Source organism: Streptomyces sp. ADMS (genome assembly GCF_033441795.1).
Taxonomy (GTDB): Bacteria; Actinomycetota; Actinomycetes; order Streptomycetales; family Streptomycetaceae; genus Streptomyces.
In genome coordinates, this window is record NZ_JAVFVX010000433.1 from 1 (window position 1) to 467 (window position 467).

The 467-nt window shown below is 69.4% G+C and carries 1 pseudogene; it reads left to right on the forward strand.

Going from position 1 to position 467, the window contains the following annotated elements:
* Window positions 1-467, forward strand: a pseudogene (locus RB628_RS42910) (hypothetical protein); the annotation flags it as partial.

The following is a 467-nucleotide window of genomic DNA, read 5'->3' on the forward strand; positions in this document are numbered from 1 at the left end:
GATGCTCCGCGCCGCCCGGTACAGCGTCGACCTGGACCCCGACCTCGACACCAGCCGGTTGACTACCCCGGCTAACCCTCTCGGGCTCTACATCGCCGGAGCCGAAGTCCTGCGGCTGACCGACCAGATCAGGGCCGCCGAGAACGGTGCCGGCCTTGCGCAGGCGGTCGATCACCTCCTTCATCCCGAGCACGGCGTCCTGGAACGCGTCCGGGAAGCGCTGGAGACGGCAGGCGAGCAGATCACCGACCTCGACGACGAGGCGTATGGGCTCGCCGACCGGTTCGGCTTCGCTGCGGAGTTCGTCAGCGCAGCGCAATCAGAGCTCATCGGAGCGGGACACGAATTGCACCGTGTCGGCGACTCGCAGCAGGACCACGCCGAGGCGCAGACGCAGTCCCCCGCGCTGCCCGACTCCCGAAGCGCGGCTCTCGCAACGTCGCCCGCAGCGGACAAGGCCAAGGCGT